This is a genomic window from Mycolicibacter sinensis, from assembly GCF_001667375.1.
Classification (GTDB): domain Bacteria; phylum Actinomycetota; class Actinomycetes; order Mycobacteriales; family Mycobacteriaceae; genus Mycobacterium; species Mycobacterium sinense_A.
This window is the reverse complement of record NZ_LZIN01000050.1, coordinates 1-642: the sequence shown is the minus strand read 5'-3', so window position 1 is coordinate 642 and position 642 is coordinate 1. Positions and strand designations below refer to the sequence as shown.

Annotated in this window: 1 protein-coding gene; it reads right to left on the bottom strand. The window is 65.6% G+C overall.

What is annotated here, in order from left to right; genetic code table 11:
* Nucleotides 1–135: 135 nt before the first annotated feature.
* Nucleotides 136–642: PE-PPE domain-containing protein (locus A5771_RS09885; protein WP_234783015.1), on the bottom strand; the 507-nt coding region annotated here is incomplete at its 5' end.

Here is a 642-nt window from a genome sequence, read left to right as displayed (position 1 = left end):
CGCGCCGTCGGTGGTTGCGGTGTGGTCGGCAACCTGTTCGGGGGTCAGCCCCAGGTACATGACGTGCTCGTAGAACAGGCCGAGCATCGAGTTGGAACTGGCGTCGGCGACGGGATCACCCGGGAAGGTGTAGATCTACGACGTCAACGAATCATTAAAAATAAGGTTGCCGTTGAGTATCGGCATGTCGAAGAGCCGGTCCCAGAGCGTGTCGCTGGTGTTGCCCGGCCAGCTGCCGTTCGCATCGGAGGGATCGCCGATGAACACGAAGTGCAGCAACTGCGGGTTGACGCCGTCGTGGGCCAGTTGGGCCATCGCGATCGAACCGGCCGTGGCGCCCTGCGAGTAGCCGAATATCCACAGCGGGTTGTCGGCATCGTAGGCGCCCGGGTTGGCGTCGAGCTGGGCGTGCACCGCCCGCACGATCTCGGCCGCGCCGACGAAACTGCTGTGCCCCTGCAGGATCAGCTGCGGGGTGGTCAGCACCTGCAGCGGGGAATCGCAGATGCCGGCACCGATCACGCAGACCGTCGGATCGTCGCCGGCGTCGAAGCCTAGCGGGTTGAGGAACAGGTCGGCCGCGGTTTGGGCGAACGCCGCCGAGGGCGTCGGCAACATCGTCCCGCCGACGAAGATCGCGGT